Annotated in this window: 22 protein-coding genes; 12 read left to right on the plus strand and 10 right to left on the minus strand. The window is 36.8% G+C overall.

The window, feature by feature from the left end; genetic code table 11:
* The first annotated feature begins 6 nt into the window (after positions 1-6).
* Entirely contained in the window at positions 7-456 is a 450-nt protein-coding gene (locus L1S35_RS02560) for a 6-pyruvoyl trahydropterin synthase family protein (RefSeq protein WP_236396277.1), read from the plus strand.
* 47 nt (positions 457-503) lie between these two features.
* Positions 504-1,256, plus strand: a complete 753-nt coding sequence (locus L1S35_RS02565; RefSeq protein WP_236396279.1) for a UDP-2,3-diacylglucosamine diphosphatase — start codon at positions 504-506, stop codon at positions 1,254-1,256.
* 12 nt (positions 1,257-1,268) lie between these two features.
* On the opposite strand, the gene L1S35_RS02570 is transcribed toward L1S35_RS02565, so the two are convergent.
* Together L1S35_RS02570 and recJ are read right to left on the minus strand one after the other, a co-directional pair.
* Complete coding sequence (locus L1S35_RS02570) at positions 1,269-2,537, minus strand: MFS transporter (protein ID WP_236396281.1); 1,269 nt, start codon at positions 2,535-2,537, stop codon at positions 1,269-1,271.
* Positions 2,538-4,232: a single-stranded-DNA-specific exonuclease RecJ gene (gene recJ, locus L1S35_RS02575; protein WP_236396283.1), complete on the minus strand. Its 1,695-nt coding sequence runs from the start codon at positions 4,230-4,232 to the stop codon at positions 2,538-2,540.
* Positions 4,233-4,360: 128 nt separating this feature from the next.
* Here recJ and ade point away from each other — a divergent pair, with 128 nt between their 5' ends.
* Positions 4,361-5,983 carry an adenine deaminase gene (gene ade, locus L1S35_RS02580; protein WP_236396285.1) on the plus strand — a complete coding sequence of 541 codons (1,623 nt, stop codon included), beginning with the start codon at positions 4,361-4,363 and terminating at the stop codon, positions 5,981-5,983.
* 1 nt (position 5,984) lies between these two features.
* Here ade and rsmI read toward each other — a convergent pair whose 3' ends face one another.
* Complete coding sequence (gene rsmI / locus L1S35_RS02585) at positions 5,985-6,686, minus strand: 16S rRNA (cytidine(1402)-2'-O)-methyltransferase (RefSeq protein ID WP_236396286.1); 702 nt, start codon at positions 6,684-6,686, stop codon at positions 5,985-5,987.
* Entirely contained in the window at positions 6,687-7,565 is an 879-nt protein-coding gene (locus tag L1S35_RS02590; RefSeq protein ID WP_236396288.1) for a DUF8457 domain-containing protein, read from the minus strand.
* A gap of 101 nt (positions 7,566-7,666) precedes the next feature.
* Here L1S35_RS02590 and L1S35_RS02595 point away from each other — a divergent pair, with 101 nt between their 5' ends.
* From L1S35_RS02595 to L1S35_RS02625, 7 genes are all read left to right on the plus strand, one after another.
* Entirely contained in the window at positions 7,667-8,314 is a 648-nt protein-coding gene (locus tag L1S35_RS02595; protein ID WP_236396291.1) for a thymidine kinase, read from the plus strand.
* A gap of 9 nt (positions 8,315-8,323) precedes the next feature.
* Positions 8,324-10,768 carry a bifunctional UDP-N-acetylmuramoyl-tripeptide:D-alanyl-D-alanine ligase/alanine racemase gene (locus L1S35_RS02600; protein ID WP_236396293.1) on the plus strand — a complete coding sequence of 815 codons (2,445 nt, stop codon included), beginning with the start codon at positions 8,324-8,326 and terminating at the stop codon, positions 10,766-10,768.
* Between the two features lie 61 nt (positions 10,769-10,829).
* Entirely contained in the window at positions 10,830-11,231 is a 402-nt protein-coding gene (mscL, locus tag L1S35_RS02605; protein WP_236396295.1) for a large conductance mechanosensitive channel protein MscL, read from the plus strand.
* Positions 11,232-11,528: 297 nt separating this feature from the next.
* Complete coding sequence (locus L1S35_RS02610) at positions 11,529-12,518, plus strand: aspartate-semialdehyde dehydrogenase (RefSeq protein ID WP_236396297.1); 990 nt, start codon at positions 11,529-11,531, stop codon at positions 12,516-12,518.
* Positions 12,519-12,634: 116 nt separating this feature from the next.
* Positions 12,635-12,988 (plus strand): hypothetical protein, encoded by a 354-nt coding sequence (locus L1S35_RS02615; RefSeq protein ID WP_236396299.1) that lies wholly within the window; start codon positions 12,635-12,637, stop codon positions 12,986-12,988.
* 79 nt (positions 12,989-13,067) lie between these two features.
* Entirely contained in the window at positions 13,068-15,305 is a 2,238-nt protein-coding gene (locus L1S35_RS02620; RefSeq protein ID WP_236396301.1) for a TonB-dependent receptor, read from the plus strand.
* Between the two features lie 110 nt (positions 15,306-15,415).
* On the plus strand, positions 15,416-15,796 hold the full coding sequence (locus L1S35_RS02625) for a DoxX protein (protein ID WP_236396303.1): 381 nt from the start codon (positions 15,416-15,418) through the stop codon (positions 15,794-15,796).
* Between the two features lie 46 nt (positions 15,797-15,842).
* Here L1S35_RS02625 and mtgA read toward each other — a convergent pair whose 3' ends face one another.
* Positions 15,843-16,523, minus strand: a complete 681-nt coding sequence (gene mtgA, locus L1S35_RS02630) for a monofunctional biosynthetic peptidoglycan transglycosylase (RefSeq protein WP_236396305.1) — start codon at positions 16,521-16,523, stop codon at positions 15,843-15,845.
* A gap of 3 nt (positions 16,524-16,526) precedes the next feature.
* Positions 16,527-17,642 (minus strand): NAD(P)/FAD-dependent oxidoreductase, encoded by a 1,116-nt coding sequence (locus L1S35_RS02635; protein WP_236396307.1) that lies wholly within the window; start codon positions 17,640-17,642, stop codon positions 16,527-16,529.
* 219 nt (positions 17,643-17,861) lie between these two features.
* Between L1S35_RS02635 and L1S35_RS02640 the strand changes: the two genes are divergently transcribed.
* Positions 17,862-21,332 (plus strand): reprolysin-like metallopeptidase, encoded by a 3,471-nt coding sequence (locus tag L1S35_RS02640; protein WP_236396309.1) that lies wholly within the window; start codon positions 17,862-17,864, stop codon positions 21,330-21,332.
* Between the two features lie 97 nt (positions 21,333-21,429).
* Positions 21,430-23,370: a S9 family peptidase gene (locus tag L1S35_RS02645; RefSeq protein WP_236396311.1), complete on the plus strand. Its 1,941-nt coding sequence runs from the start codon at positions 21,430-21,432 to the stop codon at positions 23,368-23,370.
* Between the two features lie 17 nt (positions 23,371-23,387).
* Here the strand turns inward: L1S35_RS02645 and accC are convergent, their stop codons facing one another.
* The 4 genes from accC to rpmF form a co-directional block, all read right to left on the minus strand.
* Positions 23,388-24,734 (minus strand): acetyl-CoA carboxylase biotin carboxylase subunit, encoded by a 1,347-nt coding sequence (accC, locus tag L1S35_RS02650; RefSeq protein WP_236396313.1) that lies wholly within the window; start codon positions 24,732-24,734, stop codon positions 23,388-23,390.
* Between the two features lie 84 nt (positions 24,735-24,818).
* On the minus strand, positions 24,819-25,298 hold the full coding sequence (gene accB / locus L1S35_RS02655; RefSeq protein WP_236396314.1) for an acetyl-CoA carboxylase biotin carboxyl carrier protein: 480 nt from the start codon (positions 25,296-25,298) through the stop codon (positions 24,819-24,821).
* Positions 25,299-25,375: 77 nt separating this feature from the next.
* Positions 25,376-26,365 (minus strand): beta-ketoacyl-ACP synthase III, encoded by a 990-nt coding sequence (locus L1S35_RS02660; protein ID WP_236396316.1) that lies wholly within the window; start codon positions 26,363-26,365, stop codon positions 25,376-25,378.
* Positions 26,366-26,522: 157 nt separating this feature from the next.
* Complete coding sequence (rpmF, locus tag L1S35_RS02665; RefSeq protein ID WP_159689777.1) at positions 26,523-26,717, minus strand: 50S ribosomal protein L32; 195 nt, start codon at positions 26,715-26,717, stop codon at positions 26,523-26,525.

Here is a 26,717-nt window from a genome sequence, read left to right on the forward strand (position 1 = left end):
TCAAGCATGAGTAACATCAGAATCACAAAACAATTTTCTTTCGAAACCGGACACGCGCTATATGGCTATGATGGCAAATGCAAAAATGTGCACGGACACAGCTATAAACTTTCGGTGACGGTTATTGGTAAGCCTATTTCGGATACTTCAAATGTAAAATTCGGGATGGTAATTGACTTTTCTGATTTGAAAAAAATTGTCAAAGAAGAAGTCGTTGATGCTTTTGACCATGCAACTGTTTTTAATAAAAACACACCACATGTTGAATTGGCTGCCGAATTAAAAAGCCGCGGACATCATGTAATTTTGGTGGATTACCAACCTACGAGCGAAAATATGGTAACTGATTTTGCCAAAAAAATAAAAAGTCGTTTGCCAAATGATATCAAATTGCATTCGCTGAAATTACAGGAAACCGAGACGTCTTTTGCCGAATGGTTTGCCTCAGATAACTAAATTGTCACACTGAGCCTGTCGAAGTGCCTTTATAAAACTAACTTTAAATGACTATTTCTCCCAACAAAAAAATATATTTTGCTTCTGACCAACACTTTGGTGCACCGACACCTGAAGCTAGTTTTCCGCGTGAACAAAAATTTGTCGCCTGGCTTGACGAAGTAAAAAAAGATGCAGAATGTATTTTCCTGTTAGGTGATTTATTTGATTTTTGGTTTGAATATAAAACGGTTGTTCCTAAAGGTTTCGTAAGAGTTCTGGGCAAATTAGCCGAAATTCGCGACAGTGGAATTCCGATTTATTTCTTTGTGGGCAACCACGATTTGTGGATGAACGATTATTTTCAAAAAGAGTTGAACATTCCGGTTTATCACGATAATCAGGAATATGAATTCAACGGAAAATCCTTTTTAATTGGACATGGCGACGGAAAAGGTCCGGGAGACAAAGGATACAAACGCATGAAAAAAGTGTTTACCAGTCCGTTTTCAAAATGGCTGTATCGTTGGCTGCATCCTGATATTGGAGTGAAGTTAGCGCAATACCTTTCTGTAAAAAATAAACTAATTTCGGGCGATGCCGATGTGAAATTCCTTGGCGAAGAAAAAGAATGGTTAGTACAATATTCCAAACGAAAACTCGAAACCAAACAGTATAACTACCTTATTTTTGGTCATCGCCATTTACCAATGGTTTTAAAAGTTGGTGAAAACTCAGAATATATCAACCTTGGCGATTGGATTGGTTACTTTACATATGGTGTTTTTGATGGCGAAAAATTTGAGTTGAAAGAGTATTAGAATTTTAAAAACCTATTCTTCACTCTTCAAGGCTTCCACATCTTTTGCCAAATCCAAATTTCTAAACGACGGCGAAATAAATCCGGTAAAAGCAACCGTAATCAATGTCATTGTTCCTCCAAAAACTACAGCCGGAACTGTTCCCATTATTTTAGCGGTAAGTCCACTTTCGAATGCGCCCAATTCATTTGAAGAACCCACAAAAATTGAATTAACTGATGACACTCGACCACGCATATTGTCTGGCGTATGCAACTGTAAAATGGTATTTCGAATCACTACAGAAACACCATCAAAAACACCACTAAAAAACATGGCTAAAACAGAAACCCAAAAATAAGTTGACAATCCAAAAATAATGATGCAAACGCCAAACAGAAAAATGGCAGCCAATAATTTAATTCCAGCTTTTTTATTCAACGAAATATAAGCCGAAAGTATCATTGTGATTACTGAGCCTACTGCTGGCGCTGCCCGAAGAATTCCAAATCCTTCAGAACCGACTTTAAGTATATCTTGAGCAAAAATTGGAAGCAATGCCATAGCACCACCAAAAAGAACTGCAATCATATCTAAAGAAATAGAGCCTAATATTGTTTTGTTTTTAAAGACAAATTTGACTCCTTCTGATAAACTTTGAAAAATGGGTTCGCCAATTTTGGGGTTTAAAATAGGTTTCTTTTCAATTTTTGTTAAAAACAATAAAGCGAAAAGTGAAAAAGCGAAAACCAAACACATTGACCAATGAACGCCAAACAAACTGATGGAAAAACCTGCAACTGCCGGTCCAAACATCGCTGCCATTTGCCAAATAGAACTGCTCCAGGTCGATGCGTTAGCGTACGCTTTTTTTGGAACAATTAAAGATACTAAGGAAAATACAGTTGGTCCAATAAACGCGCGAACTAAACCTCCAAAAAACACCAAAGCATAAACAACATACAATATAGTTTGAAGCGATAAATCCTTAGTAATACTTGGAACCGTTATTAAAAAAAGGCCAAAACTAACTACTGAAAACCCTAAAATACATTTTACTAATAGACTTTTCTTTTCTTTTTGGTCAACTATATGTCCGGCAAACAAAGCCATTCCAACTGCCGGAATAATTTCCATTAAACCAATAATTCCAAGTGACAATGGATCTTTTGTAAGTTTATAAACTTCCCATTCAATTATAACAAATTGCATCGACCATGCAAAAACCATGGCAAATCGCATCAGTAAAAAAAACTTAAATTCAGTATACCGAAGTGCTTCGTAAGGATCGTTTTTCGTCATTTAAACAGGCTTAACATCTTTTAATCTCAATTGCAAAGATACAGTTCCATTAAATTCATTCTCATCAATACAATAACAAATTGCAATTGGCTGATGGTTTTTTGTTATTTCTAACTTATCGCCTAAACCAAAACCTATTGCTCCAATACCTTTCGAATTAGCTTGTTTTACGAATAGCTTTAAATGTTCTCCTTTTTCCCCTAATGTTTTGGCATAACCCGTGTCTTTTAGGTTTTTGGTCATAAAAGTCGGCGTCATATTTTGCGGACCAAAAGGTTCAAACTGGTTTAATAATCGCACCAATCTATCATCAATATCGGTTAGATTAATTTCTGCATCAATCGAAATTTCCGGCGTTAACAAATCGGGATGAATGGTTTCTGAGACTACTTTTTCAAACGCATTTTTAAAATTCTGATAATTTTCTTCTTTTAATGTCATTCCGGCTGCATACATGTGACCACCAAATTGTTCGAGATGTTCAGAAGCCGCTTCCAACGCATTATAAATGTCAAAATCTTTTACAGAACGCGCCGAAGCTGCTAGTTTGTCGCCACTTTTGGTAAACACTATCGTTGGGCGATAATAGGTTTCTATCAAGCGTGACGCTACAATTCCAATGACGCCTTTGTGCCAGTTTTCATCATAAACTACAGTCGTAAATCTATCGGTTTCCTCATTTATTTCTATCTGGTCTAAGGCTTCAATCGTGATTTGTTTGTCTAAATCTTTTCGGTCAGTATTGTGCTGTTCGATTTCCGAAGCAAATTGTTCGGCTTGGTCTAAATCATATTCCGTCAATAAAGAAACGGCAGCGTTCCCATGTTTTATTCTTCCGGCTGCATTAATTCTTGGTGCGATGATGAAAACGACATCGGTAATCGTTAACACTTTTTTCTTTACATTTTGGATAAGGGCTTTAATTCCCGGACGCGGATTTGCATTAATAACTTCCAATCCAAACTTGGCCAAAACCCTGTTCTCACCCGTCATCGGAACAATATCGGCAGCAATTGCGGTGGCAACCAAATCGAGATAAATCAGTAAATCGTCAATGGTTTGATTTCTGTTTTCGCCCAAAGCCTGAATCAATTTGAAACCAACACCACAACCGCACAATTCATCATACGGATACGAACAATCGTCACGTTTTGGGTCGAGAACTGCGACAGCATTTGGCAAAGTATCGCCCGGACGATGGTGATCACAAATGATAAAATCGATGTTTCTTTCATTTGCGTAAGCGATATGGTCAATGGATTTTATACCGCAATCCAACGCAATAATCAAAGAAATCCCATTGTCATCTGCAAAATCAATTCCTTTATACGAAATTCCGTAGCCTTCGTCATAACGGTCGGGAATGTAAGTCGCGACATTTGGATAATAACTTTTCAGATAAGACGAAACCAACGAAACTGCCGTTGTTCCATCGACATCATAGTCTCCAAAAACCAGAATATTTTCACCCTTGGCAATCGCAGTTTCAATTCGGGAAACCGCTTTGTCCATATCTTTCATTAGATACGGATTGTGCAAATCGGCTAAACTCGGACGAAAAAACTGTCTTGCCTGCTCAAAAGTTTCAATACCGCGCTGCACCAAAAGCATCGCAATCAGCTCATCCACTTTTAATTGTGAAGCCAAGTCTTTTACTTTTTCGGAAGATGGTTTTGGTTTGAGTGTCCAGCGCATAATTAATTACGAATGATTGCAAACAAAAATACGTGAAAGGCTATAACAAATGATATAGTTTTAGTGTATAATTTATAAATAAAAACCAAAATAATATTTGCTACTTTTGAACTATAAAAGAAATTCAAATGCAAATTCAAGGTCAGATTGTAGATATTCCAAATCGCAAAATATATTCGGGTGAAATTACTGTTGAAAATGGTAAAATCACTTCCATAACTGAGGCAACACACAACGTCAAAACTTATATTCTTCCCGGTTTTGTTGATGCACACATTCATATTGAAAGCTCGATGTTGGTGCCTTCTGAATTTGCGAAACTTGCTGTGTTGCACGGAACAGTCGGAACCATTTCTGACCCGCACGAAATTGCGAATGTGTTGGGAAAAGATGGTGTTCATTATATGATTGAAAACGGTAAAAAAGTGCCTTTAAAGTTTCATTTTGGCGCGCCTTCCTGCGTTCCGGCTACGTTTTATGAAACGGCTGGCGCTGTAATTGATTCGGAACAAATCAAAGAATTAATGGCGTCGCCCGATATTTATTATCTATCGGAAATGATGAATTATCCAGGTGTTTTGTTTGATGATGAAGAAGTTTTAAAAAAAATTGCCTGGGCGAAATATTTCAACAAACCTGTAGATGGTCATGCGCCGGGTTTGCGTGGTGCGCCTATCAAAAAATATATTGCTGCCGGAATTTCTACTGACCATGAGTGTTTTACTTACGACGAAGCCGCTGAAAAACTTTCACTTGGAATGAAAGTTATTATTCGGGAAGGAAGCGCCGCTAAAAATTTCGAAGCTTTGATTGATTTATTGCCGGATAATTTCGAGAACATGATGTTTTGTTCCGATGATAAACATCCTGACGATTTGATTGTCGGACACATTAATCTGCTTTGCGCAAGAGCTGTTGCCAAAGGTTTTGACGTTTTCAAAATATTGCAAATGGCGTGTATCAATCCGGTGAAACATTATAAAATGAATATTGGTTTATTGCAAAAAAACGATGCTGCTGATTTTATTGTGGTAGAAGATTTAACCAATTTCAACGTGTTGCAAACCTATATCGATGGCGAACTCGTTGCCGAAAACGGGAAATCATTTGTAAAACACGTCGACTTTGAAAAACCTAATAATTTCAATACTTCTAAAAAACAGGTTATTGAATTTGATATTAGTAGTTCAGCTTCAAAAATCAGAGTTGTTGAAGCTTTGGAAGGGCAATTAATTACCAATGAAATTCACCACAAACCCAAAATAGAAAACAGAAAAATCGTTTCTGATATAGAAAATGACATTCTAAAAATGGCGGTTGTCAACCGCTACGAAAATGCTCCACCAGCAATTGCTTTTATCAAAAACTTTGGGCTTAAAAAAGGTGCGATTGCAAGTTCAGTGGCGCACGATTGTCATAATATTGTTGCCGTTGGAACTTCGGATGAAGAAATCTGCAAAGCTGTCAATATACTAATTGAAAATAATGGTGGCGTTTGTGCTGTGAATGGTGCTGAAACCAAATCGTTAGCACTTCCAGTAGCCGGAATCATGAGCGACAAAGACGGCTGGGAAACCGGAAAATTGTATCAGGAAATTGATGCGATGTCAAAACAATTGGGAAGCAATTTGAAAGCACCGTTTATGACTTTATCATTTATGGCGTTATTGGTAATTCCGGATTTGAAATTGTCCGATAAAGGTTTGTTTAGTGGGAATTCGTTCTCTTTTGTTGATTTGGAAGTGGAGTAATTTATTCCTCGTTTTTTTTCTTTTCTTTTTCAGAAATCTTCCCACCAACCACAGCTACAATTTCTCCTTTCGGTGGTTTTATTTCAAAATGTTTTAGGACTTCTGCGGCAGTTCCGCGGATGGTTTCTTCGTGTAGTTTTGATAATTCTCTTGAAACAGAAACTGGTCTGTCGGGGCCAAAATACTGCACAAATTCGGCTAAGGTTTTTACGAGTTTATGTGGCGAAACATAGAAAATCATCGTTCTGTTTTCTTCGGATAATGCCAAATATCGGGTTTGTCTTCCTTTCTTTTCGGGCAAAAATCCTTCGAAAACAAATCGGTCATTGGGCAAACCGCTATTCACCAAAGCCGGAACAAAAGCTGTTGCACCAGGCAGACAATCGACTTCAATATTATTTTCAACACAAGCTCGCGTTAACAAAAAACCGGGATCAGAAATGGCCGGAGTACCGGCATCAGAAATCAGCGCAATGTTTTCGCCAGCCTGCAATCGCTTAATCAAATTGGCAACGGTTTTGTGTTCGTTGTGCATATGATGGCTGTGCATGTGCGTCGAAATCTCAAAATGTTTCAGGAGTTTACCGCTGGTTCGTGTGTCTTCGGCCAAAATCAAATCGACTTCCTTCAAAACGCGAATCGCCCTGAAAGTCATGTCTTCAAGATTGCCAATTGGCGTTGGCACTATGTAAAGTTTGGCCATTTACTGGAATTTTTTCTCAACGATTTCCATGAATCGTTCGATATAATCTTCTTCGCCAACCCAATAGTTATAATCCGGAATCACCATTTCGTTGATGAAATTCTTGGCTTCTTCAAAAGTATCAAAAGTGTTTAACTGAGAAATCACACGATTAAAATCTTCGTTGCTATCGTTAAAAAGATGTTGCACAAAACCAATTCGGTCGTTCAATCCAATAGCGATTGATTTTGAAGTCATTTCATTGAAAGCTGCCGTTTTTGGTTCTTCCTTTACTTCTTGTTTTACCTCTTCTAGTGGCGTTTCTGATGGAAATAATGACACTTCATTTGGTTTCACAAAAACCGGATCAGCATAATTCCCGATAAGATCTTCAAGTTTTTCTTCCGGTTGCACTTCAGAAGCTACTTCTGCCGCAACTGGTTCCTCATCCTCTTCAGCTTCTAATTCAAAAATAGGTTTGAAAGCCGGTTCCACCGAAATTGCTTCAGGTTCATCTACTGCAACTTCTTCCAATACTTCCTCTTCTTCCAAAACTGCTTCAGGTTCTTCCGAAATAATTTGCTCCGCCAGTTCGCTTTCGCTCGTGTCTTCTTCTTCAGCTTCGGCTTCTGTGGCAACTTCTGCAATTGGTTCAATTACTTCATCTTTTGCTTCAGCAACTTGTTCAATTGGAGCTTGATTAGATAATTTTTCTTCTAAAACCTCTTCTGACACTTCAGATTTTACCGATTCGAAATTGTCCTGATAGAATTTTAAAACAGACAATGTTTCGTAAAGTTTTTGCGTTTCTTTATACAATTGATCAACTTCCGATTTGTTTTTTAGCTTTAAAATTCGGTGTGCAATGCTGATTAATTCGGCTTCTAATCTTTTTTTCATAAGTTTGAAAATATTATGGAATAAGGTCGTCTTTTTTAATATTTTTGTTTCTGTTACAAAGTAATAAAAACTATTCATTTTTAGCGCAAGAAAAATACAAAATGTTTCTCGAAAATACAGTAAATCATAAAGAACAATTTGGTTGGATTGAAGTCATCTGCGGTTCGATGTTTTCGGGTAAAACGGAAGAACTCATCCGAAGGTTGAAAAGAGCGCAATTCGCCAAACAAAAAGTGGAAATTTTCAAGCCGGCAATCGATACAAGATATGACGAAGAAATGGTAGTTTCTCATAACAAAAACGAAATCCGTTCTACACCGGTTCCTGCTGCAGCCAACATTAGAATACTGGCACAAGGTTGCGACGTAGTTGGTATTGATGAAGCGCAGTTTTTTGATGATGAAATTGTAGCCGTTTGTAATGACTTGGCCAATTCCGGAATCCGGGTAATTATAGCTGGATTGGATATGGATTTTAAAGGAAATCCTTTCGGACCAATGCCGGCATTAATGGCAACCGCAGAATATGTTACCAAAGTGCACGCGGTTTGTACCCGAACCGGAAATTTAGCGCACTACAGTTTTAGAAAGACCGACAGCGACAAATTGGTTTTATTGGGTGAAACCGAAGAATATGAGCCATTGAGTCGCGCCGCTTATTACAAGGCAATGCGCGAAAATATGGAAGTTAAAGATCCTGAACATTTATCAGACGACCCGAACGCCAGCGAATTGGCGAAGCAAAAATAAATCCAACTCTTGATACTAACCATCCGAAATATTGTTCCCATCATCAAAGCCAATTGGGTTGGTAATAATGATGTAGCAATTATTGACTATATTTCCATTGACAGTCGTTCGTTGCAAAACGACGAAAACACCTTATTCTTTGCCATTTCCGGACCAAATCACGATGGGCATTTATATATTGAAGAGCTGATTAAAAAAGGCGTTCAGCATTTTGTGGTTTCTCAGATTCCGGAAAATGTTGCCGGAAAAGCGAATTTTTTAGTCGTCGAAAATACCCTTGATGCCCTACAGAAATTTGCGGCCTTTTATCGCAGTCAGTTTGATTTTCCTGTTATAGGAATTACCGGAAGCAACGGAAAAACCATCATTAAAGAATGGCTGAACTTTCTTTTAAGCCCGGATTATAATATTATTCGAAGTCCAAAAAGTTATAACTCACAAGTTGGTGTGCCGCTTTCAATTTTAGGTATCAACGAAAAACACAATTTAGGAATATTTGAAGCCGGAATTTCCATGAGCCACGAAATGGAAAAACTCCAAAAAATAATTCAGCCAACAATTGGAATTTTATCCAACATTGGTTCGGCGCACGACGAAGGATTTTCGAGCGTTGCCGAAAAAATCAAAGAAAAATTAAAACTTTTTGTTTCGGTAAACGTTTTGATTCTGAATAAAAACAAAACCATCTGTGCTTTTGTTAATCCAAAAATAAAAATCTTCACTTGGTGTTCTGATGATAAAAGTGCTGATGTTTTTATCACGAAAAAAAACATAGGCGAACTAACCGAATTACAAGTTACTTACAGAGAAGATACGTTCCCAATTACGATTCCGTTTCAGGATCAGGCTTCGGTGGAAAATGCGATACATTGCATGATGGTGATGTTGTATTTTGGATACAATCACAACGTCATTCAAACTAGAATGGCACATCTATATCCTGTAGAAATGCGTTTAAAAGTGAAAAACGGAATTTATAATTGTACACTTATCGATGACAGTTACAGCTCCGATTTTCAATCGCTAAAAATTGCTTTGGACTTTTTAGAAAATCAGAAACAACACAAGAAGAAAACGATTATTCTTTCGGATATTTTTCAGAGCGGTTTGAGTAACGAAGAATTATACTCTCAGGTTTCGCAGTTGATTATTTCGAATAAAATTACCCGTGTGATTGGCATTGGAGAAACCATTTCGCAGTATAAAAACAAATTCATCAATTGTGTTACCTTTAAAAATGTAGCCGAATTCACGAATGCTTTTGACAACCTGAATTTTGAAAACGAAACCATATTAATCAAAGGCGCACGCGATTTTAATTTTGAAAAAATTGTGTCGATGCTCGAAGAAAAGACACATGAAACCGTTTTAGAAATTAACCTCAATGCGATTGGCCATAATCTGAGTTTTTTCAAATCGAAGTTAAAACCAAAAACCAAGATGATGGTAATGGTCAAAGCGTTTGGCTACGGAAATGGTGGCTTTGAAATTGCACAATTACTCGAACATCACAAAGTAGATTATCTCGGTGTGGCTTTCGCCGATGAAGGAATTTCGCTGAAAAATTCAGGAATCACAGTTCCGATTATGGTTTTAAATCCCGAAACGACAAGCTTTGCTGCCATTATTCAGCATCATTTAGAACCTGAAATTTATTCGATAAAAGGATTAAAAGCATTCTTAAAAATTGCGGAACAAAAGAAATTAAAGCATTTCCCAATTCATATTAAATTAGATACCGGAATGCATCGCCTTGGATTTGAAGAAGAAAATCTACAAGATTTAATCGAGATTCTAAAAGGAAACGAAACCGTACAAATTAAAAGTGTCTTATCGCACATGGCAACAAGTGACGATTTGAAACACGATGCGTTTTCTAAATCGCAGATTGTCTTATTTGAAAAATTGTCAACCCAACTGCAAACAGAGTTGAATATAAAACCTATTCGACATATTTTAAACACTTCAGGCATTACCAATTATCCCGAAGCGCAATACGATATGGTTCGCTTAGGCATTGGTTTGTACGGAATTTCAAATGATACCGAAGAACAAAAAGAACTCGAAAACGTCGGCACTTTAAAATCGGTTATTTCTCAAATCAGAACTATCGATGCGAATGAAAGTGTAGGCTACGGCCGAAGATTTATCGCCGAAAAAGAAACCAAAATCGCCACCATTCCAATTGGCTACGCTGATGGCATTCGCAGAAGTTGGGGTAATGGCGTTGGTTATGTTGTCATCAATAACAAACAAGCCAAAATTGTCGGCAGCGTTTGTATGGACATGCTGATGGTTGATGTAACCGACATTGATTGCAAGGAAGGCAACACCGTAATTATTTTTGGCGAAAATCCAACAGTCCATTTTATGGCTCAGCAACTCAATACCATTCCATACGAAATTCTAACCAGCATTTCTCAGCGAGTTAAACGCGTTTTTTTCAGAGAATAATTTCAAAGTTTTATTTTTTTGACTAACTTAGTTTTCTATTAACCAATAAACCAAAATAATTATGTTAAAGGAATTTAAGAGTTTTATTATGACAGGTAATGTGATTGAATTCGCAGTTGCCGTAATCATGGCTGGCGCCGTTGGTGCCGTAGTAAACGGATTCGTTGCCGATATAGCAATGCCTCTAGTTGGAATGCTAACCGGAGGAATGGATTTTTCAGCACTAAAATATGTCTTATCACCAGAAGTTAAAGACGCAGCCGGTGCTATAACTTCTCCTGAAAACGCAGTTAGATATGGCGCTTGGATTAATTCAATAATCAGTTTAGTTGTAATTGGTTTTGTAATGTTTATGATTATAAAAGCATACAACAAAACCAAAAAACCAGCAGAAGCTCCAGCTCCGGCCGGACCAACTCAAGAAGAATTACTTACTCAAATCAGAGATTTATTAAAAAAATAATACCGCTACATTATATATTCTAATTTAACCCTGAACTTGTTTCAGGGTCTTTTTTTTTATTTCAGGAGCACAGCATTCCGCTTATCAGGACGCTCACTCCCGCTATCCGATACAATCTTTTTTTAAACTGCCACGGGTTTAAACCCGTGCAGTTTAAAAAAAGGATTTCCACTACTATCGGGGCTAATTACAACGTTAGCTGTATTTTACTGTCTTTTTTCTTTCTTCTATATTCTATTTTCTTTTTTTTCTACATACTTTTGCACTTTCAAAACTTAACCCTTTAAAATTAAAAATATGAAAGTTGCTGTTGTAGGCGCAACCGGAATGGTTGGCGAAGTTATGCTTCAAGTATTAGCGGAAAGAAATTTTCCTGTAACCGAATTAATTCCTGTAGCTTCCGAGAAATCGGTTGGTAAGGAAATCGAATTTAAGGGTAAGAAGTATAAAGTAGTTGGCTTACAAACGGCAGTAGATATGAAAGCAGATATCGCTTTGTTTTCGGCTGGTGGCGAAACATCTTTAGCCTGGGCACCAAAATTTGCCGAAGCAGGAACAACAGTTATCGATAATTCTTCTGCATGGAGAATGGATCCAACCAAAAAATTAGTAGTTCCGGAAATTAACGCATCTGAATTGACAAAAGAAGATAAAATCATCGCTAACCCAAACTGTTCGACTATTCAAATGGTTATGGTTTTAGCGCCATTGCACAAAAAATACAACATCAAACGTGTGATTGTTTCTACATACCAATCTATCACAGGAACCGGAGTGAAAGCAGTAAGACAATTAGAAAATGAATACGCAGGTGTTCAAGGTGAAATGGCATATAAATACCAAATTCACAGAAACGCAATTCCACAATGTGATAGTTTTGAAGATAACGGTTACACCAAAGAAGAAATGAAATTGGTTCGTGAAACTCAAAAAATCATTGGAGACAAATCGATTGCTGTTACCGCAACTGCGATTAGAATTCCGGTTGTTGGCGGTCATAGCGAAGCCGTGAATGTAGAGTTTTCAAATGATTTTGATGTGAATGAGGTACGCAACATTTTACATCATACGGATGGCGTTGTTGTTCAAGATAACAATGATACTTACACTTATCCAATGCCTTTGTACGCTCAAGGAAAAGATGAAGTTTTCGTTGGTAGAATTCGTCGTGATGAGAGTCAGCCAAACTCTTTGAACATGTGGATTGTTTCCGATAATTTGAGAAAAGGTGCTGCTACAAATACAATTCAGATTGCTGAATATTTAGTAGCGAATAAATTAGTATAATAGACTTCCACCTGATCGGGGAAGTGACAGAAATAGGCAACCGTCCGGTTTTACAAATCATAAAATTTGTTAAAATCAGACGGTTTTTCTTTGAGCATGACTTACATTTGCACTTGATGAAAAAAAGATTTCTCATAGTAAATTCAATCATGGGATTGTTAGTGTTGCTGGCAATACTTTTTCAGTCTTTTGATGCTATTGGTCACTTAGAAAAACAATTTTCAGAAAAACACTGCTACCACAATTACCATCATCACAAAACCGAAATCACTCACGCACACGAAGGATTTGATCATTGTTTTACTTGTGAATTTACGTTTAGCAACTTTATTTCGCCATCTAAACTAACTTTTACTTCTCAAAAAGTTGAAGTTATTACCAAATATTCCTCTTATTATTCCAAAGAAATAACTCAGTTTTTCCGAGGAAGTCTTTTTGCGCTTCGGGCACCACCAAGTTTTATTGTTTAATCTGAATTCATTTCAGATTCCTTGAATTATCAGACCGAAATAGTATCGGTCAATCATTTATTTATCAATAAAATTAATCATGAAATCAATCTATATTGCCCTATTGATGGGCTTTTCGTTAGTTGCTACCGCGCAAAATAAAATCGTTGGAACTGTTTCCGACAAAGACAACAAACCATTACCGAATGTTATCATTTCCATTCCTGAAATCCATAAAGAAACCATTTCAGATGCTGATGGAAAGTATACTTTAAATAATTTACCAAACGGAACATTCAAACTTTCTTTTTCATTTATTGGATATGCTACAAAACTAATTGCTGTAACTATTTCCGAAAAAGAAACTATTCAAAACACAACACTCGAAGACAATGCAATTCACATGGATGAAGTCATTGTTTCAACTGCTTTCAACAAACTGCAATCGCAAAACGTGATGAAAGTCGAGCACGAAAGCCTAAAATCTTTACAACAAAAAGGAGCCACAACGCTTGTTGAAGGATTAGCAAAAATTCCCGGAGTTTCACAGGTTTCAACCGGAACTTCGATTGGAAAACCTGTTATTCGTGGGTTGAGTGGTAATCGGGTTTTGGTCTATTCACAAGGCGTTCGGTTGGAAAATCAACAGTTTGGAGAAGAACACGGTTTGGGTTTAAACGATGCCGGGGTCGAAAGTGTTGAAGTTATCAAAGGTCCGGCTTCGCTGCTTTATGGTTCTGATGCATTGGGTGGCGTTTTATATTTCAATCCTGAAAAATTTGCCAATCCAAAAGAATTCAAAGCCGATTTTAGTCAACGTGTTTTTTCAAATACTTTAGGAAGCAACACTTCTTTAGGATTAAAAACTTCAACCGAAAACTGGAAATTTTTAGCGCGTGGAAGTTTCAACACACATGCTGATTATCAGATTGCTTCGCCAATTCGGACTTCGCCCTCGGGTCCAAATAGTGACAGAGTTACAAATACACGTTACAATGAAACCGATTTAAAAACCGGAATTGGTTACAGTAATTCGAGCTTTTCCAGTGTGCTTCGATACAATTTTAATCGATTAGATTTAGGAATTCCGGAAGAAGGAATAAGTGAACAATCTACCAGTCATTCTACTATTTATCCTAAGCAAGCGGTTGACAATCATATTTTGAGTCTGCATAATAATTTCTATTTCAAGAACTCGAAACTTGATGCTGATTTTGGATATATTTTCAATGACCGAAGCGAATTTGAAGACAGTAATGTAGCTTCATTACACATGAAACTGCGAACATTCAATTACGATTTGAAATATTATTTGCCAAAATTAGGCAAAGTGGAAACTATTGTTGGAGTTCAGGGAATGCATCAAACCAACACCAATTCGGGAGAAGAATTATTGATTCCGGATGCTTCAACCAATGATTTTGGAATCTTTGGAACAGCTAATTACGAATTTGGCAAAAATGTGCTACAAGCCGGATTGCGTTTTGACAACCGAAAAGTAAGCAGCGAAACCAACGGAATTGTTGGACAGGAAGGTTATTTTGAAGCTGTAGACAAAAGTTTTGACAGTTTCAATGCTTCACTTGGTTACAAAACCCATTTGGCTAATAATTTTACTTTGCGCCTGAATGTTGCTTCTGGATTTCGAGCACCTAACTTGGCTGAATTGACTTCGAATGGTGTACATGAAGGCAGCAATCGCTATGAAATTGGGAATTCATCACTTGACAATGAGCAAAATCTGCAAACCGATTTGAATTTGGAATATAAAAGTTCACACTTTGAACTCTTTGCTAATGGTTTTTATAATCATATTAATAATTACATTTTTATTTCGCCAAACGGAAATGTCATTGACGGCAACAATGTTTATGATTATGTTCAGGCGAATGCCAAATTATATGGTGGAGAAACTGGAATTCACTTCCATCCACATCCTTTAGATTGGCTGCATTTTACGAGTAGTTTTGAAACGGTTATTGGCAAAAAAGATGATGGAAGTAATTTACCGTTAATTCCGGCCAACAAATGGAACAATACTTTTAAAGGAGAATTTGAATTAAAAAACTGGTGGAAAGAAGGCTTTGCAACGCTTAATATTGAAAGCACTTTTGCACAAAATAACAACAGCGAATTTGAAACAAAAACTAAAGATTACACTTTGATAAATTTAGGTTTAGGCGGAAAAATTACTATCTATAAAACTACTTTCAACTTCAATTTAAATGCTAATAATTTATTTGACAGAACCTATATTTCGCATTTGTCAAGATTAAAGACTGATGGAATTCCAAATATTGGTCGAAACATAATCCTTGGAATTAATTTTATGATTTAAAGAGTATAATGAATAATAACAATGTGTTAATAATTAGATTTTTAGTGCGCTAAATGTTTAAATTTTTAATGTTAAATTTACATTATTACTAATCTAAATACCATCATTTTATGAATTCAATGTTTACTAAAATTGTTAGAATTACTTTAGGTTTGGCACTTGTAGTTTTTGGTGCAAATATGATACATCCTTTTCTTCCTATGGATCAACCGGACACTAACACAGCCGCTGGGCAATTCATAAATTCACTTGGCGCAACAGGTTATATTTTTCCTGTGGTAGGTTTTTTAGAAGTGATTATTGGAGCTATGTTATTACTGAAAAAATGGGTGGCTTTTGCACTAATATTGTTAGCCCCGATATCGATTAATATTTTGTTATTTCATTTGTTTTTGGATATACCGGGAATATCGGTTGCTGTTTTGGTTGTTGTTTTCAATGCCGTTTTAATATTCAAACATTGGCAACAATACAGACCTCTATTTTACTAAAAATGTTTTGACATAAAAACGTCCCGAAGAATCGGGACGTTTTTATTTAATAATCAATCTTTCCAATGTGTCGCATCACTCTCATGATTTTATCTTTTCGTCTCTCTATGTAGGAAGAAGAGTTTGTTGCTTTGTACTTTCTGGGATTGGGTAAAATTGCCGCAATTCCCGCCGCTTCTCTCCGCGTTAAATCTGCTGCCGGTTTTCTATACCAATGTTTTGCCGCTTCTTGCGCGCCATAAACACCATTACCCATTTCAATACTATTAAGGTAAACTTCCATAATGCGTTCTTTTCCCCAGATTAATTCAATCAGAACGGTGAAATAAGCTTCGAGTCCTTTTCGCACATAACTTCGGCCTTGCCACAGAAAAACATTTTTGGCGGTTTGTTGCGATATGGTACTTCCGCCTTTTAGCTTTCTTCCTTTACTATTATTTTTAAAAGCCTTCTGCATCGCTTTAAAATCGAAACCGCTGTGCTTTAAAAAATTCCCGTCCTCGCTGGCAATTACGGCTTTTTGAAGATTGGGGGAAATCTGTTCCAGCGGAACCCATTTATGACTGTAAATAGCATCATTCCCATCTAACTTAAATTCAATAATTCTGGTAACCATCAAAGGTGTAAACGGAATTGGAACCCATTTAAATAGTATGACCGATAAAATGGAAAGTCCAAAAAACCAAAGCATCGCTTTCCAAATCCAACGAAAAATTTTTCTTATCATGTTTTATTTTACTAAATCCGCTAACTCCTGTCCTATTAAACTTCCAATAGCAACTCCCATTCCGCCTAATCTTACGCCGCAATAAACATGTTCCGATACTTGTTCGACAATTGGTTTTTTGGTCGAACCTAATCCCATGATGCCGCTCCAGCGATGCGCAATTTTATAATCGGTGTTTGGTAAAATTACTTCTTTTAATAATTCCTCCAAACGATTTTGAATTAATTCTGTCTGACCAAGTTCTGTAGTAGTTTCTGTTTCAAATGCTAAATTTCTTCCTCCGCCAAGCAAAATTCTATTGTCAATATTTCGGAAATAATAATAGCCTTTGTCTAAATGAAACGTTCCTTTAATATCCAGATTTGGAATTGGCTCTGTAATCAAAACCTGTGCTCTTGCAGGTTTCACCTGATTGTTGGTTAATTTTGCTGCAAAACCATTGGTGGCAAATAATAGCTTTTTTGTAGAAAAACTGAAATCTCCCAAGACAACTTCAACTTCATTATTGTTTTCCTGATAAGAAGTAACTTCAACCTGGTTGAGGATTAAAATATTATTCGCAATTGCCTTTTGTAATAAGGCATTCATCATTTTTCCGGTATCGATTTGGGCTTCGAACGGATTAAAAACTACGTATTCCTTTATGGATTTAAAAGCAAAACGATCCACTTCTTTGGCAAAAACATCATTTTTGAAAAGTGGTTTTAATAAGTCGTTGATGAATGGTAATTTTTGTAGACATTCTGAATATGTACTTTCATCATCTTTCAGAAATAATTCATAGCCACCATAAGGTTTGAAATCTATAGTTTCGTCACCTAAATTTTTACGCAACAATTGCAATCCGTTCCATCGCTTTGAAATAAGTTGAATAACTTCTTCTTCGCTATGCGATTTCAAATCATCAATAATTTCCGATAGACTACCAAAACAGGCAAAACCTGCGTTTTTTGTACTTGCTCCTTGAGGTAAGATTCCTTTTTCTAAAATCAATATTTTACTTTCAGGAAAACTTTCACGCAATGCCAAAGCGCAATGTAAACCTACGATTCCGCTACCAACAATGGTAAAATCTATATTTGTAAACCAGTTTTTGAGTTCCCAATAACTAAGATTCATTCTTTATTTTTTTCTAAAATTAATTTTTTTGAATAAACCTCTGAGCAAAACATTAAGAAAATTATCATTTATATACGAATTGTTTTTATTTTTTGGTTATCTGACAATAATAAAGGGTGTAGTTTGTCGATTTGTTAATAGATTTATTAATTATAACATCGATTTCTTAAAAATAATTTTATTTTTGCGACACTATATTTAATCAAACCAAATTGAATTATGAAATTTAAATTACTCATTGCTACATTATTGGCAATTACCACTGTGTCTTTTTCTCAAAATATAAGTACAGTTTGGAATTCAACTACTAAGAAAACCGACATGGTTGCGCTCGATTCGAGAATGCGCCTTCCGGAAAACAAACTTTTCAACTTGAATCTATTAAGTCTGAAAACGGGTTTGAACAATGCGCCTGCAAGAATGGCGAATGTCAAACAATCGAATACTGTATTATCTATTCCTAATGCTGATGGTATTTTAGAAAGATATCGTGTTTACGAAAATCCTAATATGGATCCGGCATTAGCTGCGAGATATCCTGAAATTAAATCCTATATTGGAATTGGAATTGATAATCCTGCAGCAACCGCACATTTTAGCGTTTCGCCATTAGGATTCAAATCAATGGTGCTCTCTCCTGATAAATCTGCTGTATTTATTGAGCCTATATCAGCTGATTTAGGAACCTATACCGTTTATAGAAAATCAGATAGAGCACAATCACTTACTCCTTTCGAGTGTAGTGTAATTGACGAGGTTGCTCCACGAATGGATGCAACCGCACAAAGACCAAACGCAGATGACTCTGTATTAAGAACATTCCGTCTGGCAATGTCTTGTACAGGAGAATACACTGCCTATTTTGGTGGTACAAAAGCTTTAGCTTTAGCAGCAATAAACAACTCAATCACCAGATGTAATGGTGTTTTTGAAAAAGATTTTGGTGCTCGTTTGATTATAATTGCCAATACTGACTTGGTTATTTACACTAGTGCATCAACAGATCCATATTCTGCTGCTTCAAGTATGTCACAATGGAATTCTCAATTGCAGTCAACATTAACATCTGTAATTGGCGATGCTAATTATGATATCGGTCACTTATTTGGTGCTACCGGAGGTGGTGGAAATGCAGGTTGCATAGGGTGTATTTGTTCTAGTGGAAAAGGTAGTGGTATCACTTCTCCAGCTGATGGAATTCCGTCCGGAGATAATTTTGATATTGATTATGTTGCTCACGAAATCGGACACCAAATGGGTGCAAATCACACTTGGACACATGGTGGAAACGAAGGAACCGGAGTTCAAATGGAACCGGGTTCAGGTTCAACAATTATGGGTTATGCCGGTATAACTTCTCTTGATGTTCAACCGCATTCTGATGCTTACTTTCATGCCATAAGTATCCAACAGGTAACTAATAATATTAAAGCAAAAACCTGTTCAGTTAATATCGCTACCGGAAATTCAGTCCCAACTGCAAGTGCAGGATTAGATTATACAATTCCAAAAAGCACTCCGTTTATGTTAACCGCTACTGCTACAGACGCTAATGGAGATGCACTTACCTATAACTGGGAAGAAATGGATGCTCAGACTACAACAGCAGTTCCAAGTGCTACTAAAACTACCGGAGTAAATTTCAGATCTTATAATTCATCTACTTCTCCAACAAGATATTTCCCAAGAATGGCTTCTGTTTTAACCGGAGCAACAACGACTGCGGGAAGTGAACTTACTGTGGAAGCATTATCTTCTGTGGCAAGAACATTAAACTTCAGAGTAACTGTTCGTGATAATAGAGCTGGTGGACCAGCAAATAATAGTGATGACATGATTGTTACGGTAAACGCTACTGCTGGACCATTTACTGTGAGTTCTCCAAACACTGCTGTTTCTTACGTTGGAGGAAGCACTCAAACCGTAACTTGGAATGTTGCCGGAACAACAGCAAATAATGTAAACTGTGCCAATGTTGATATTTTAATCTCAACTAATGCCGGAACTTCTTGGACAACTTTATTAGCGGCTACGCCAAATGATGGTTCAGAAGCAGTTGTAATTCCTAACACAGCAGGAACAACCAACAGAATCATGGTAAAAGGAACAAATCATATTTTCTTTGATGTATCCAATACTAATTTTACTATTACTGCAGGTTCTACAGATACTGTTGCGCCAACAGCACCAACATTATCAGCTTCAGGAACAACTCAAACTACAACAAATTTATCGTGGTCAGGTGCTACAGATAATGTTGCTGTAACGGGATATGATGTGTATAAAGATGGCGTTCTATTAGGTTCAACCGCTGCTACATCTTATGCAGTTTCCGGCTTATCAGCTTCTACAACTTATGCTTTCACTGTAAAAGCTAAAGATGCTGCAGGAAATGTTTCTGCTGCCAGCAATACTGCAAGTGTAACAACTTTGGATCCGGTTCCGGACACTACAGCTCCAACGGCTCCAACATTATCAGCTTCAGGAACAACTTTGACATCAACCAATTTATCTTGGTCAGGTGCTACTGACAATGTTGCCGTGACTGGATATGATGTATATAAAGACGGTGTGTTTTTAGCTTCGACTGCGTCTACAACTTATGCCGCAACTGGTTTGTCATCATCGACTTCTTATGCATTTTATGTTCAGGCTAAAGATGCTGCAGGAAATGTTTCTGTCGCTAGTAACACTGTTAACGTAACTACATTAACACCGGATACTACTGCTCCAGCTGCTCCAGCATTAACAGCTTCCGGAACTACAACTACAACAACAAATTTATCTTGGTCGGGTGCCACTGATAACGTTGCCGTTACAGGTTATAATGTTTATAAAGGCGGTGTGTTTTTAGCATCAACAACTTCGGCTACAACTTATACTGTGACTGGCTTGACTGCTTCAACGTCATACACATTTACTGTTAGAGCTAAAGACGCTGCCGGAAATATTTCTACTGACAGTAATGTTGCAAGCGTTACAACTCTGGCTAATTCAGTAACTTATTGTGCTTCACAAGGAAACAGTACTGCTGATGAATACATCAACAGAGTTCAACTTGGCACTATAAATAATTTATCAGGGAATAATAGCGGTTATGGTAATTTCACTTCGCTTTCAACTAACTTAACACGTGGAACAAGTAATTCTATAACTATAACTCCGGCCTGGACATCAACTGTTTACAGCGAAGCCTACAGAGTTTGGATAGATTTTAACCAAGATGGTGATTTTGCCGATTCCGGCGAACAAGTAGTTAACAGAACAAAAACCAAAACAACTCCTATCACTAACAGCTTTACTGTTCCTGCAACTGCATTACTTGGTTCAACTAGAATGCGTGTTTCTATGAAATACAATGCGTCTCCGTCATATTGTGAAACATTCTCTTATGGAGAAGTGGAAGATTATACCGTAAACATTACTTCATCTGCAAGAATTGATGAAGTGGTTAGTGCTCCTAGAATCTCTTTCAACTTGTATCCAAATCCTGTAAAAGGTGATATTTTAAATATTACTAATCTTGAATCTCCATCAACTTATAGAATTTTCAATATGATGGGACAAGAATTAGGAAGTGGTAAAATTGAAAACGAAAGTATTTATGTTGGTTCATTAAAAACAGGAACTTTCTTAATTGAAGTTTCTAATGGAACTTCAACAGCAACAAAACGTTTTATTAAAGAATAATTTTTCTAAAAAAAATAGAAAGCCATACTGAAAAGTGTGGCTTTTTTTATGGATTAATTTTGCTACTTTTGGCGCTTTAAAATATCATAATAAAACAATGAAGAGAATACTTTTTTTAACCATTATCACAATGAGTTTAACAACATCAGCGCAACAAGTTTTATCTCCTGAAACTTTATGGAAACTTGGCAGAGTTTCCGCTCTTGGAATTTCTAAAGACGGAAAGTCAATTGTTTATAAAGTCTCAACTCCTGCTGTAGATGAAAACAAATTTAATTCTAAGTTCTATACTATACCTGTTATTGGTGGTAAAGCTGTAGAAGTTCAAGAAGCTGAAACTAAAAATTTAATTGCAGACAAAAATATTTCTCCTGACGGAAAGTACATTTTATCATCTCAAGAAGTTAAAACCGAAAATGTTTTAGGCAAAGATTTCTATCCTGAATTAGACAAATCTGAAGCACAAATTTATGATGGATTAGATTATCGTCATTGGGATACTTGGAATAACGGGACGCACAATCATGTTTTTTATGGTTTAAACAATGGAAGTGATTCAACTCCGTTTGACATCATGAAAGATGAACCATACGATTCGCCACAAAAACCTTCAGGTGGAGATGAAGATTATATTTGGTCACCAAATGGCAAGAGCATTATTTATGTTTCCAAAAAGAAATTTGGAACAGCTTACGCAATATCAACCAATACTGATTTGTATGAATATGACATCGAAACAAAAACCACAAAAAACTTAACTGAAAACAACCTCGGTTATGATACTTACCCGGCTTTTTCTCCAAATGGTGATTTGACTTGGTTGCAAATGAAACGTGATGGTTACGAAGCGGATAAAAACGATATTATAGTTAGTTTCAAAGGAATGAATATGAATCTGACTGCTAATTGGGACGGATCTGTGGAGAGTTTTAAGTGGAGTGTTGATGGAAAAAAAGTCTATTTCACGGCAGCTGTTGATGGCACATTGCAATTATTTGAAGTTAATTTTCCTGGTTTAACCAAAATTGCTGTGATGGTAAAACAAGTTACTTCGGGCGATTTTGATGTTCATGATATCGTAGGTTTTTCAGGCGATAATGTAATCGTTTCCAGAACGGATATGAATCACGCTGTGGAAATCTATTCCTATAACCTTAAGAAAAAAACATTTACACAACTAACAAAAGTCAATGACGAAACCTATTCTAGATTGGCTTTGCCAAAATTCGAGCGAAGATATGTAACTACAACCGATGGCAAAAAAATGTTGGTTTGGGTAATTCTTCCTCCAAATTTTGATAAAACTAAAAAATATCCAACACTACTTTATTGTCAAGGTGGACCACAATCTCCATTAACACAATTCTATTCTTTCCGTTGGAATTTTTCTTTGATGGCTTCACAAGGTTATGTTGTAGTAGCACCAAACAGAAGAGGAATGTATGGTCACGGACAAGCCTGGAACGAACAAATCTCTAAAGATTGGGGCGGACAGGTAATGGACGATTATCTTTCAGCAATTGACGATGTGTCTAAAGAAAGTTATGTTGACAAAGCGCGTTTGGGTTGTGTTGGTGCTAGTTATGGTGGTTATTCTGCTTACTATTTAGCCGGAATTCACAACAATCGTTTTAAAACTTTTATCGCTCATGATGGCGTTTTTAATACGCAAAGTATGTTTGGCACAACCGAAGAAGTATTCTTCAACAACTGGGATTTTGGCGGACCCTATTGGGACAAGAACAATAAAGTTGCTCAAAAGGCGTACAACGAATTCAATCCGATAAACTTTGTAGATAAATGGAACACGCCAATTCTTATTATTCAAGGCGGAAAAGATTATCGTGTGCCAATTGGACAAGCACAAGAGGCATTTCAGGCTGCACAACTTCGTGGTATAAAAAGTCGTTTGCTTTATTTGCCGGAAGAAAACCATTGGGTTTTAAAACCGCAAAACGGAATGGTTTGGCAACGTGAATTCTTCAAATGGTTAAAGGAAACATTACCCGTTGATTCAAAAACAAAAAACCCAACTTAAAAGTTGGGTTTTTTTATTTATTCAGGATCGTTCATTTTAAAACTTTCCATAAACTTGGTCGTATAATTTCCGGCAACATAATCCGGTTCGTCCATCAATTGTCTGTGGAATGGAATGGTTGTTTTGATTCCTTCGATGTAAAACTCATCCAAAGCTCGTTTCATTTTGTTAATAGCTTCTTCTCTGGTTTGAGCTGTTGTAATCAACTTGGCAATCATCGAATCATAGTTTGGCGGAATGGTATAACCTGCGTAAACGTGCGTATCTAAACGTACTCCGTGACCACCTGGCGCATGCAAAACCGTGATTTTCCCCGGTGAAGGTCTGAAGTCATTATAAGGATCTTCAGCATTGATACGACATTCGATTGAATGCAATTGAGGTAAATAATTTTTACCTGAAATTGGCACACCGGCAGCTACTAATATCTGCTCACGAATCAAATCGTAATCAATAACCTGTTCCGTAATTGGATGCTCTACCTGGATACGTGTGTTCATTTCCATAAAATAGAAATTTCTGTGCTTGTCTACAAGGAATTCAACCGTTCCTGCTCCTTCATATTTGATAAATTCTGCAGCTTTCACAGCAGCTTCACCCATTTTGTCACGCAATTCATCGGTCATAAATGGTGACGGAGTTTCCTCTGTCAATTTTTGGTGACGACGTTGTACCGAACAATCTCTTTCGGATAAGTGACATGCCTTTCCGTATGAATCTCCAACAACCTGAATTTCTATATGGCGTGGTTCTTCTATCAGTTTCTCCATGTACATTCCGTCATTTCCAAAAGCTGCGGCTGATTCCTGTCGGGCACCTTCCCAAGCTTTTAAAAGTTCTTCTTCTTTCCAAACGGCACGCATTCCTTTTCCACCACCACCGGCTGTTGCTTTAAGCATTACAGGATAGCCCATTTCTTTGGCTAATTTTTGAGTCTGCTCAAAAGATTCTAATAAACCGTCAGAACCGGGAACACAAGGAACTCCGGCTGCTTTCATAGTAGCTTTTGCTGAAGCTTTGTCTCCCATTTTGTCAATCATTTCGGGCGAAGCACCGATGAATTTGATTCCGTGTTCCTGACAAATTTTAGAAAACTTAGCATTTTCTGAAAGGAAACCATATCCTGGGTGAATTGCATCTGCGTTTGTAATTTCGGCAGCGGCAATAATATTAGACATTTTTAAATAGGACAAATTACTTGGCGGAGGACCAATACAAACGGCTTCATCTGCAAATTTTACGTGCAGACTTTCCGCATCGGCAGTAGAATATACTGCTACCGTTTTAATGCCCATTTCACGACAGGTTCTAATTACACGAAGTGCAATTTCTCCTCTATTGGCAATTAATATTTTTTTAAACATCTTTTTAAATTTTAAAATTACAAATTCCAAATCCCAAAATCCAATATTGGAATTTGTATTTTGATTGTTTGGAATTTCAAAATATTATGATGGATCAACTAAGAATAATGGTTGGTCAAACTCAACCGGTGACATATCATCAACCAAAATTTTAACGATTTTTCCTGAAACCTCAGCTTCGATTTCGTTAAATAATTTCATTGCTTCTACTACACATAGCACATCTCCTTTCCCAACTGAACTTCCAACTTCAACAAAGACTGGTTTGTCTGGTGATGGTTTGCGGTAGAACGTTCCAATCATTGGTGATTTTATAGTAATATATTTTGAGTTGTCTTCAGCGGCAGCGGCTGGTGCAGCTGGTGCAGCAGCAACCGGTGCAGGAGCAGCTGGAGCGGCTACAGCTTGTTGTATCGGTGCTTGTTGCACATAAGTGATATCTGGTGAGTTTCCTTCTAATGTAGTTCTAATAGTAATTTTTACTTCTCCTGTTTCCAGCTTTACTTCTGCAACTCCAGAATTGGATACAAATTTGATTAGGTTTTGAATTTCTTTTAAATCCATAATTAGTTGTTTTTAGAATTAGTTTAGTTTATTGTTTTTTTCGCTGCGCTCCAAACAGTTCGGCTGCGCCTCGAGTGTTAGTATGCCCATTTCAAGTAGATAGAACCCCAAGTGAATCCACCACCAAATGCTGCAAAAATTAAATTATCTCCTTTTTTAAATTTATCTTCGAAATCACTCAATAGCAATGGTAAAGTTGCTGAAGTTGTATTTCCGTAACGGTGAATATTTACCAATACTTTTTCTTCATCAACACCCATTCTGTTAGCAGTGGCATCAATGATTCTTTTGTTTGCCTGGTGCGCAATTAACCAATTCACATCGTCTTTGGTTAAATTATTACGTTCCATTATTTTCTCACTTACATCTGCCATTCCTGATACAGCATATTTGAAAACTGTTTTACCATCCTGAAAAACAAAATGCTGGCCATTTTCAACCGTTTCTTTTGATGTAGGAAGAATAGAACCACCAGCATCAATTTTTAGATATTCTCTACCAATACCGTCGCTTTTCAAAAACTCATCCTGCAGACCAAGACCTTCATAATTTGGTTCAAATAAAACCGCTCCTGCACCATCTCCAAAGATAATACAAGTAGCTCTATCAGTATAGTCAATAATCGAAGACATTTTATCGGCACCAATCAAAAGTACTTTTTTGTATCTGCCTGACTCAATATAAGCTGCGGCATTTGACATTCCGTATAAAAAACTTGAACAGGCAGCTTGTAGGTCGTAAGCAAAAGCATTTACAGCTCCGATTTGTGTTGCAACATAAACTCCGGTAGCAGCTACCGGCATATCTGGTGTAGCTGTTGCCATTATAACCAAATCTATTTCTTCGGGGTTAATTTTAGATTTAGCAATTAAATCTTGTGCTGCTTTTATAGCCATGAAAGAAGTTCCTTTTCCTTTTTCTTTTAAAAGTCTTCTTTCTTTAATTCCTGTTCGGGTAGTAATCCATTCATCATTGGTTTCTACCATTGATTCCAGTACTTGATTTGAGAGTACAAATTCTGGGACATATGCTCCAACTGCGGTTATTGCGGCTGTAATTTTATTCATAAATTGGATATTTTTCTTTCCGCTTTTTAAAAATGAAAAGTTGTTGAAATTACAAAAAAAAATTATACCTAAGGTATTTTAGGATGGGATATTTATTAATTTTCTTTAAAACAAAAAACTCCCACAAAGTGAGAGTTAGTTTTGTAAAAAACTTTACTTAGGCAACAGCTACTGATTTATCAATAACTACTTGTCCTCTGTAATACATTTTACCTTCATGCCAATAAGCTCTGTGGTATAAATGTGCTTCTCCAGTTATTGGGCAAGTCGCGATTTGAGCAACAGTTGCTTTATAATGTGTTCTTCTTTTGTCTCTTCTCGTTTTCGAAACTTTTCTTTTAGGATGTGCCAT

The sequence above is a fragment of the Flavobacterium anseongense genome (assembly GCF_021608185.1).
Classification (GTDB): Bacteria; Bacteroidota; Bacteroidia; order Flavobacteriales; family Flavobacteriaceae; genus Flavobacterium; species Flavobacterium anseongense.

What these genes read in the sequence shown, in the direction of transcription:
- accB (WP_236396314.1), bottom strand. Translation starts at nt 25,298, where the DNA reads ATGGATTTAAAAGAAATTCAAAACCTAATCAAATTTGTATCCAATTCT.
- L1S35_RS02610 (WP_236396297.1), top strand. Translation starts at nt 11,529, where the DNA reads ATGAAAGTTGCTGTTGTAGGCGCAACCGGAATGGTTGGCGAAGTTATG.
- L1S35_RS02590 (WP_236396288.1), bottom strand. Translation starts at nt 7,565, where the DNA reads ATGAAAAAAAGATTAGAAGCCGAATTAATCAGCATTGCACACCGAATT.
- L1S35_RS02625 (WP_236396303.1), top strand. Translation starts at nt 15,416, where the DNA reads ATGAATTCAATGTTTACTAAAATTGTTAGAATTACTTTAGGTTTGGCA.
- L1S35_RS02635 (WP_236396307.1), bottom strand. Translation starts at nt 17,642, where the DNA reads ATGAATCTTAGTTATTGGGAACTCAAAAACTGGTTTACAAATATAGAT.
- L1S35_RS02615 (WP_236396299.1), top strand. Translation starts at nt 12,635, where the DNA reads ATGAAAAAAAGATTTCTCATAGTAAATTCAATCATGGGATTGTTAGTG.
- L1S35_RS02560 (WP_236396277.1), top strand. Translation starts at nt 7, where the DNA reads ATGAGTAACATCAGAATCACAAAACAATTTTCTTTCGAAACCGGACAC.
- mscL (WP_236396295.1), top strand. Translation starts at nt 10,830, where the DNA reads ATGTTAAAGGAATTTAAGAGTTTTATTATGACAGGTAATGTGATTGAA.
- L1S35_RS02640 (WP_236396309.1), top strand. Translation starts at nt 17,862, where the DNA reads ATGAAATTTAAATTACTCATTGCTACATTATTGGCAATTACCACTGTG.
- rsmI (WP_236396286.1), bottom strand. Translation starts at nt 6,686, where the DNA reads ATGGCCAAACTTTACATAGTGCCAACGCCAATTGGCAATCTTGAAGAC.
- accC (WP_236396313.1), bottom strand. Translation starts at nt 24,734, where the DNA reads ATGTTTAAAAAAATATTAATTGCCAATAGAGGAGAAATTGCACTTCGT.
- L1S35_RS02595 (WP_236396291.1), top strand. Translation starts at nt 7,667, where the DNA reads ATGTTTCTCGAAAATACAGTAAATCATAAAGAACAATTTGGTTGGATT.
- rpmF (WP_159689777.1), bottom strand. Translation starts at nt 26,717, where the DNA reads ATGGCACATCCTAAAAGAAAAGTTTCGAAAACGAGAAGAGACAAAAGA.
- ade (WP_236396285.1), top strand. Translation starts at nt 4,361, where the DNA reads ATGCAAATTCAAGGTCAGATTGTAGATATTCCAAATCGCAAAATATAT.
- L1S35_RS02570 (WP_236396281.1), bottom strand. Translation starts at nt 2,537, where the DNA reads ATGACGAAAAACGATCCTTACGAAGCACTTCGGTATACTGAATTTAAG.
- L1S35_RS02660 (WP_236396316.1), bottom strand. Translation starts at nt 26,365, where the DNA reads ATGAATAAAATTACAGCCGCAATAACCGCAGTTGGAGCATATGTCCCA.
- L1S35_RS02565 (WP_236396279.1), top strand. Translation starts at nt 504, where the DNA reads ATGACTATTTCTCCCAACAAAAAAATATATTTTGCTTCTGACCAACAC.
- L1S35_RS02620 (WP_236396301.1), top strand. Translation starts at nt 13,068, where the DNA reads ATGAAATCAATCTATATTGCCCTATTGATGGGCTTTTCGTTAGTTGCT.
- mtgA (WP_236396305.1), bottom strand. Translation starts at nt 16,523, where the DNA reads ATGATAAGAAAAATTTTTCGTTGGATTTGGAAAGCGATGCTTTGGTTT.
- recJ (WP_236396283.1), bottom strand. Translation starts at nt 4,232, where the DNA reads ATGCGCTGGACACTCAAACCAAAACCATCTTCCGAAAAAGTAAAAGAC.
- L1S35_RS02645 (WP_236396311.1), top strand. Translation starts at nt 21,430, where the DNA reads ATGAAGAGAATACTTTTTTTAACCATTATCACAATGAGTTTAACAACA.